Source organism: Zavarzinella formosa DSM 19928 (genome assembly GCF_000255705.1).
GTDB classification, from domain to species: Bacteria; Planctomycetota; Planctomycetia; order Gemmatales; family Gemmataceae; genus Zavarzinella; species Zavarzinella formosa.
Genome location: NZ_JH636439.1, coordinates 2,079,486 through 2,086,588, shown reverse-complemented (window position 1 = coordinate 2,086,588; position 7,103 = coordinate 2,079,486). Strand labels below are relative to the sequence as shown.

Genomic DNA, 7,103 nt, shown 5'->3' with positions numbered 1-7,103 from the left:
TCGAACCCGTCCAGGCGGCGTTGGTGTTTGGCGATCACCTGCGGCTCGAAGGTGCCCCGCCGGTCACGCGGGGTCTGGAGCGTGAACTCCCCCATATCACCGCCGACCGTCTTGCGGGAATGTCCGTTGCGACGATTTTTGGCCGCCGGTTTGGCATCGTCGGGAACAGCGGCGGGTTCGACGGGACCGGCCGCCAACGCCGGGGTTGGCCGGCGTCCGAGATGAACATCCATCTCGGTGTTGAGCATCCGTTCGAGGGCCGACTTCATCATCGTCCGCATCAGGGCGTTGAGGTCGTCAATCGTCGTGGCCTGCGCGGCCATGTCCCGCGCCAGTTGCTCGGCTTGGGATTTCAAGATCGCGTCCATGCGTAATCTCCGTCAAAGAAAGAGGATGGGTAATACCCGTTCCACTCCCCTGACACAAGATTCCTTACAAGCCCAACGGATCGTATCCGCCAAGTCCAGCGATTGAATCATGACGTGTTCCGACACATGGCCTGCGAGCATCAACGCCTTCAGGATGAAGGCCGCCTTCTCCTGGCCGAGGCCGTCGATCCTGCCATGCAACACCTTCTCGCCCCGCAACTGCTCGATTTCATCCGTGATGTTCTTGATCGCCATCTTCACCTCCTTGTTTGTTACTCGTCGTATTTCAGCAAGAACTTCGGGTTGATCGCCTTGAAGCTCAGTCGCCCGCCGATGTCCTCGTCGTACTCTTCCGCCAGCGGTCGCAGCACAACGCCTTCCCGCTGAACTTGAGGATTGAGTACACTCGTGCCTTCGGAGAAGGACACAAGCTGATCCACGGTGTGGTCGAGCGTCAATGTCCCCAACTGTGGCACACCTTCCAGCCCCAAATCGGTCAGAGTCGACAGCATGGCCGGTTGATCGACGAGACGGTAGGCGTCCACATTGAAGACGTTAAAAACCCGTAACGTGACTTCCTTCAACCCGTACTTGTTCTTCTGGATGCCCGGCCCGATCACCTCTGCTTGGATCGCCAGGTCAAAGCCCAACCGTTCACGGACGGCCCGCAGCTTTTCCTCCAGTTTCATGGAGGCGGTGACTCGGGATAGCACGTTCGTCTGATCGGTCTCATCCATCCACAAGTTTCGGCTGCAAATACCGAACTCTCCTTGCCGGATAAAGGCGGTGAACGATGTGCCGTCCAGTTTCTCGGTGACGTAGAAGGTCTTGCCCTTGTGTCGCTGAAGGGCTGCTTCTAAAACCTGCACCCGTGTCTCATCAGTCTTTGGCAGGAAGCCGGGGAAGCCGCCTTTCACCTTGCCACCCATGCCGACCGGAAGCGGCGGTTCCCATTTGCGAACATCGATTAAGTCGGTGACGTCAGCCCCTTCCTCATCCGGGGCACCCGGCGACAGGATGGAGAGCGGGAAGCAGATGCCTTGGGAGACCTGGCCCCGCAGCTTAATCGTTTTGATGCGGAACCCGGCCGGGATGACCTCGGCACCGGTGGCGTCCGTCTGGGCGGGCTTGAAGCTGCTTGGCCGGAGGAACTCGAATTCCGGCCGTTCGGGCAGGAGGGAGTCGATTTCACAGTAAACGAGCTTGTCGCCGGGCTTGTGGTCGCCCTTTTTCGCGACGATCCACCACCCAAGAACGCGGACCTTTTCGATGGCGTCGGCGTTCAGGATCGGTTCGACCGAATTGACGGTCTGAATGCTGGCAAGTTTGCGCATTGTCGCCTCCTTTGGCGTTGTGGCCACAACCGGACGCGCTGGGCAGCAAAGTGGTTCAGTATGGATGGTCATTCATCCTCCTTCGTAGGCTGCGTGTTTTCAGCCGCCTCATCGGTCACTTCCACCAAGGCGTAAGTCTTGCCCCACAACCCCACGATGGTCAATGTGTTCATGACCGTATCGAGGATAAGCGTGACGGGTCGGTAATACTCGCCGCCTCGCCAAATGAGTGATCGTTCCAATGCGTTGATTTCGATGGTCATGATGCCTTCCGTTCTGTTCGGAAGACGGTGGCGCAAGCTGCGCGAATGGTCAAGCGGCAATTTGGAAATATTTTCGATGAGATTGCCTATGGATTATTCCATAGTATCCCGCGTCGGATTCGGCCCTTCGTGACCGGACCGCCTCTGAGATTAAGCGTCAATGTACGGTGACTGGACGGCCGCCTACAACCAATTTTACGATTTAGGGAAAATAGTCGATCATTCCATCTTCAGAAACAACAACGACTACGCATGGTTTCGTTTTGGAATACGTCGAAACGTACCGGATTGCAGAATTGTATCTTGCCCCTCTGGCGGGATTTCCTTCGTCCGATGCCACCCCATCCAGAATGACTCCAATAGAGTGGCATGTGCCGTTTGGCTCAAGCATCAATGCGCCGTCGATGCTCGTAACTCGCGAAACCTCTTCCTTGGAAAGTATTTTTGGGCGAATGAGGGTGGATTGTTTTGAGAGACGCTTTGACTCTTCGGATGCCATCGAGGAAACGACCAGCATTGTGCCATGCTTTTGAGACGATGCGGCATCAATTATTTTCAGCAATTCTTCTGTGTCGCCAGGGACTATGTCGTGAAAAACTGATGCGAGGAGAAGTTGGAAGCCTTGTCTGTTAAATTTGTCTCGTGGAATGCCGGGGTCGCCATTCTCAACTATCATCAATGGTTGATCTTTATGCTTGAGATGCCAAGTAAAGAACTTCACAAACTGGATTTCATATACTTCTTCAGAGTCTGAGTCATAGTCATTTTTCAAGTATCCAATTCCAAAAATCTCCAACGCATCGCACAGTAACCAACAATTGTCGGAAGATATCTCTAGTAATTTTCTTGCTGCACGATAGTCGTTGAATCGTACTGGATTTTCCAATGCGACCGTGACAACAATTTTTGGATGATCTCTCCTTGCAACAAGAATTCGCCCGTAACTAGATTGGCCTTCATACGGCAAAGCTGAGATTGCGTTACAGCAGTCAAACAGCCAATAAAAGCTCATTGGCTGGCCACCAACGGCAGCCGGGGTGGCCATAAAGGTTGATGCCGCCCTCCGCAGAACGCTTCGGCCGTCTTCCCATGGATCAAAATCTATTCCCGGCTCATGTTTGCTTAATTTGCTTTGGCATACTTTAATTACTTCATTCGCTGCGGAGTCGACAATTGACCTGGGCCACCCAAACCATTTCCCTTTGATCTGCTTTCTAAGGTGCGGAATACGACCATCATGCGACTTTCTGTCTATCTGAATTACGACCATTACGGCGTAATCATTGACAGGAACAAGTTCAGAGTAGAATGACTTCCATTTCTCAGTTGCTTCGCAATTATTAATGTATTCAATTATCCCGTAAGTCGTATTTGTTATCAGCGTCCAACGTAGCAATCGGTCTTGCTCGTCTTTGCTCGGAATTAGAAATGTTGATCGTTGATGAGTGAGTTTTATTGCATCGAGTAGAGGAAGGTCGTCTGGAATAACGCCTTCACAATATTCATTTCTCGGAACAATTATTACACTGGGCAAATTGTCGTCATTTGATATTTTGATTCCGATTAGAAATAGCCTGCCGTGAATTTGTTTATCAATACTGGACATTACGTCATTCATGAGGCTGAGAGCTTCTTCAAGGTATTCACCTTGAAAAGCCCAGAGGGATATTTCTGGATTCATTTTTTGTTTCGATGCCGCAAGTGAATTCTGCGGATCGCTCTCAATTTTTGGTTCCTGACGGAAAATCGCTGCGCGAACGCCCCGCAATCAATTTTGTCTGATTTAGATCAAAAAACCAGACTTTTATATGATTTCACATTGGTGCGCATGCTTTTTCAGAGCAAGCATTCAATCCCGCCGTAAAGTGGAGCCCTTGAACAGCAATCCGCTGCAAACGACACCACTGACCCGCTTGCCGTTCTTGACGGCCACGAAACCCGTGGAAAACCAGTCGTCCTTCGCCGCACGCGAACCAACGGTAGCCGGTCACCTCGAAGCTCTACCACCCTTCCATGTCGGCGTACTTCTGGACGTCCGTGGTTGATGTGCAGGCTGACAGCAGTAGTGTCACCAGAATCATGAGCCCTTTACGCATCTTCACCTCCTTCGTTAGTTCATTTGCCTGCAAGAATCGCGTCAAGCTCTCCGCTCGCCAATGACCTCAGCATGCCTCGTTTTGCCTCTTCAAACACGTATTCGATGGCCGCCGCCCGATCTCTCTCGCTCCCAAGCGTCTGCGTTGCGAACAGGCAATCCGTATGGTCGAAAGCATCCTTTGCGACGTTATGCACCCTACCCCTTACGACGAAGGCTGCCAGGTCTTTTTCAAACAAGACCCTCACGTCGGCTCTCAATGGAACCCTGACGGAGTTCATTGAACTGCTCAAGCCCAATGGATCATCGCTGTCGCGTAATGCCGTCATCAAATCAGGGGCGAACTTCCGTCGTATCGCCCTGACAAGTTCATCGTCGTATGCCATTATCGCCTCCTTTGTTGGTTAATTTTTACTTCGCGTTAGGGACTAGAAGGGCTGCGAAGCTGGTCCGAAGGACCGAAGCCCGGAGAGGCCCGACCCGAAGGGGAACGCCCATCACTTCTTCACCCTCGCCTTCCAGTTCTTTTCCCCCTCTTTCCCTTCCAACTCAGCAACCTTCAACTCCAACCTCAACCGTTCATCTTCTGACAGTTTCAAAGCACGGTATAACACCACCAAGTGGGGCTTGTTGCTTTTGGGCATCCAGGAGAATCGTTCGAGCAGGAGGGGGATGGCGGCGAGAGAGATGGAGGGGAGGCGGGACATGGCTACCACTTCACGATGATCGTCTCGCCAGTGGCCTTGCTGACGCAGTAAGTCGCCTGAAAATTAACGCGGTCCTTGGCGATTCCTTGCTGCGCAGCAACGCAAGCCTCCTTTGAGGGCATTTCAAGGCTCGTTGCCCCGCCGGCATAACCGATCTTGAAAAAGACAATCAATACCCAAATCGAAGACATATCACCTCTCTCCGTCCATCCCTGGACTGTTTAACCCGTTTTGTCCGTTACCGGACTGCTCAAGCCGACCTCCGAAGTAATTCTGTTCGAGCCTCGTTCAGCCTCGCCATCTGATCATGGCTCCCGCCAACGTCGGGGTGGCACCTCTTCGCTTTGTCCCGAAACGCCAACTCGATCTCCGACGAAGATGATCCTGGCTTCAATCCAAGCACATCCCACGGCGAATTGCTCGGCAACGCGATGAACCCCTTGAACGCCTGCTGGACCATTTCTCCTGTTCCCCAGCGTTCAATCCCCCTTAACGCCTCAATGGTCTTCCCAATGGCGTAAATGTTGTCGTGGATGATGTCCCACTTGTCACAGGCAAAGCACATCTGCTGCTTGCGGTAGGTGAAGTACACGGCCACGCCCCGGTCATCCGGCGCCTTGTAAGTCGCGTAGGGCAATCCGTCTTTGCGAAGGGGTATGTTCGTGGAGATGATTGGAAGCGTCCCGCCAAGTCGTCGTATCTCACCGAGGACGAACTGGCAGGCGGCTCCGTGAGTCGTTCGGAAGTGGCTGCGGGTTGGGTACTGGACGCGTGGCTTGCCAGGAGGCCAGGATAAGGGCGAGGCTTCGATCATTCGGACATTCCTTTCTTCGGTTTGGATTGCCCACGCTTCCGCTTGCGGCTGGCCCGAAGGCGACAGAGGCCAGAACAATAGCGATGAAACCATGTGGATGGCGTGAACTGCTTTCCGCAATCGCCGCATTTGAGCTGATTGGTCATTGATTTGTCACACAAGCCGCCAAATTTTTCCATCGGCGTCCTCGTACATGTCGTCGTTGCTGTTCAGCCAGATTTTTTGACGGTCAACGGGGTCAATGACGAATGACTGGATACCGTCGGTCGAGCGTTTAAGGCTCCCCACCACGTTCAGGGATGGATTGCTTTCGCTAACGGTCGTAGTCGTCGTGACCGTTTCTTCATCGTCGTCAAAGCACATAGATGGAGTCCTTTTGATTAGAATTACCAGCCCCAACAAAAGGACTAAAAATAAGATTGCGATTATCATTCCCGAAGACATGCGGCCACCTACACGAACATTGCAAAAATTAAAACAAGAACCAATACCCCCACAATAATCCCGCCCGCAATTTCCCAGCCGGAAATCGAATGCTCAACCACAACCGGAGTTCCTTCCGGCGGTACGAAATCGGAAGGTGCTGGCTGCGCAACCATCCCACCTGCTTGTGGCGTGAACTGACCGTTGGCATACGTGCCCACTTGGTAGCCGTTTTGGTCAACGACTCGCCCGTCCGGGTAGAGCAGCGCCGATCCGCCCTGGTAGCCTCCCCCTTGGTAAACAGTCGTTCCCTGCGGATGCATCATGTTGCCAATGATGAGTCCGGTGAGCATCCCGTTGCTGTAGCCGTAACCCATGCCGAACCCCGGATACATCATGGGGTGGTAGCCCATGCCGCCGCCATACGAGCGGTTGATTGTTCGGGTCGTTGTCGTGGTTGTGCGGCTCGGGGCACTGTAAGAACGCGAAGGACTGCTGAAGGATCTGCTCGGAGAACTGAACGAGCGGCCGGAGCTAAAGCCCCCGCGTGAACCACCGCTTGAAAATCCGCCTCTCGCCAGGCTGTTGCTGGCTGACAAGCAGCAGGTTGCCAGACACATCATCATCAGAATTTTTCGCATTCCACCCTCCTTGGTTAAGCCATTAGCGACCAGACCCTAGAGCGGTGACATGCTCGTGTCAACCGTTTTTGTGGCGCTTGCGCGAAGCTCAAATCCCTGCTTTCAATTCACCGTTTTTCGCCCAGTCCCCTTTCTCATTCCCCGAAAGGAATTGTGATGGAAACGGTGCGAGGATTGCTCCAAATGGGTAATCAAAAAGTTGGTGACGCCATTCATTTGTGGGGTTTACCGGCTGTGACAACGTGCCCTGGAATGACTTCTGTCTGCCAAGGCGCTTGTTACGCTTTACGGTCAAGATTCAGGTTTCAGTCAGTCAAAGACAGATTGGCTTGGAACCTGGAACAAGCTGAACGTGATGATTTCTGCGACCGCATGGTCAAAGAGATACGCCGCAAAGGATGTCTCGTTTTACGCGTACATTCTTCCGGCGATTTTTTCAGTCCCGAGTACGCCGAAAG

At 53.1% G+C, this 7,103-nt stretch carries 12 protein-coding genes; 1 reads left to right on the top strand and 11 read right to left on the bottom strand.

Annotated elements, in window-relative coordinates:
* From BGIM_RS49625 to BGIM_RS62710, 11 genes are all read right to left on the bottom strand, one after another.
* Positions 1–368, bottom strand: a 368-nt coding sequence (locus BGIM_RS49625) for a transposase (protein ID WP_193788956.1), incomplete at its 3' end; no start/stop codon positions are given.
* A 12-nt stretch (positions 369–380) separates the two neighbouring features.
* Positions 381–623, bottom strand: coding sequence for a hypothetical protein (locus BGIM_RS0109940; protein WP_020469635.1), 243 nt, complete (start codon positions 621–623; stop codon positions 381–383).
* Positions 624–640: 17 nt separating this feature from the next.
* A complete protein-coding gene (locus tag BGIM_RS0109935) occupies positions 641–1,702 on the bottom strand; it encodes an RNA ligase (ATP) (RefSeq protein ID WP_020469634.1) in 1,062 nt (353 codons plus the stop codon).
* A 68-nt stretch (positions 1,703–1,770) separates the two neighbouring features.
* Entirely contained in the window at positions 1,771–1,965 is a 195-nt protein-coding gene (locus tag BGIM_RS0109930; protein WP_020469633.1) for a hypothetical protein, read from the bottom strand.
* A gap of 202 nt (positions 1,966–2,167) precedes the next feature.
* Positions 2,168–3,733 carry a DNA integrity scanning protein DisA nucleotide-binding domain protein gene (locus tag BGIM_RS57235; protein ID WP_157368737.1) on the bottom strand — a complete coding sequence of 522 codons (1,566 nt, stop codon included), beginning with the start codon at positions 3,731–3,733 and terminating at the stop codon, positions 2,168–2,170.
* A gap of 347 nt (positions 3,734–4,080) precedes the next feature.
* Positions 4,081–4,446, bottom strand: a complete 366-nt coding sequence (locus BGIM_RS0109915; protein ID WP_020469630.1) for a hypothetical protein — start codon at positions 4,444–4,446, stop codon at positions 4,081–4,083.
* A gap of 111 nt (positions 4,447–4,557) precedes the next feature.
* Positions 4,558–4,767, bottom strand: a complete 210-nt coding sequence (locus BGIM_RS0109910) for a hypothetical protein (protein ID WP_020469629.1) — start codon at positions 4,765–4,767, stop codon at positions 4,558–4,560.
* Between the two features lie 2 nt (positions 4,768–4,769).
* Positions 4,770–4,958, bottom strand: a complete 189-nt coding sequence (locus tag BGIM_RS0109905; RefSeq protein ID WP_020469628.1) for a hypothetical protein — start codon at positions 4,956–4,958, stop codon at positions 4,770–4,772.
* Positions 4,959–5,017: 59 nt separating this feature from the next.
* The gene (locus tag BGIM_RS0109900) at positions 5,018–5,581 is read right to left on the bottom strand and encodes a J domain-containing protein (RefSeq protein ID WP_020469627.1); all 564 of its coding nucleotides are present in this window, start codon (positions 5,579–5,581) and stop codon (positions 5,018–5,020) included.
* Positions 5,582–5,734: 153 nt separating this feature from the next.
* A complete protein-coding gene (locus tag BGIM_RS0109890; protein ID WP_020469625.1) occupies positions 5,735–5,944 on the bottom strand; it encodes a hypothetical protein in 210 nt (69 codons plus the stop codon).
* Positions 5,945–6,033: 89 nt separating this feature from the next.
* Positions 6,034–6,645: a hypothetical protein gene (locus BGIM_RS62710; protein ID WP_157368735.1), complete on the bottom strand. Its 612-nt coding sequence runs from the start codon at positions 6,643–6,645 to the stop codon at positions 6,034–6,036.
* A gap of 156 nt (positions 6,646–6,801) precedes the next feature.
* On the opposite strand from BGIM_RS62710, the gene BGIM_RS68230 reads away from it, so the two are divergent.
* A partial coding sequence (locus BGIM_RS68230) for a GP88 family protein (protein ID WP_449355838.1) occupies positions 6,802–7,103 on the top strand: 302 nt, incomplete at its 3' end.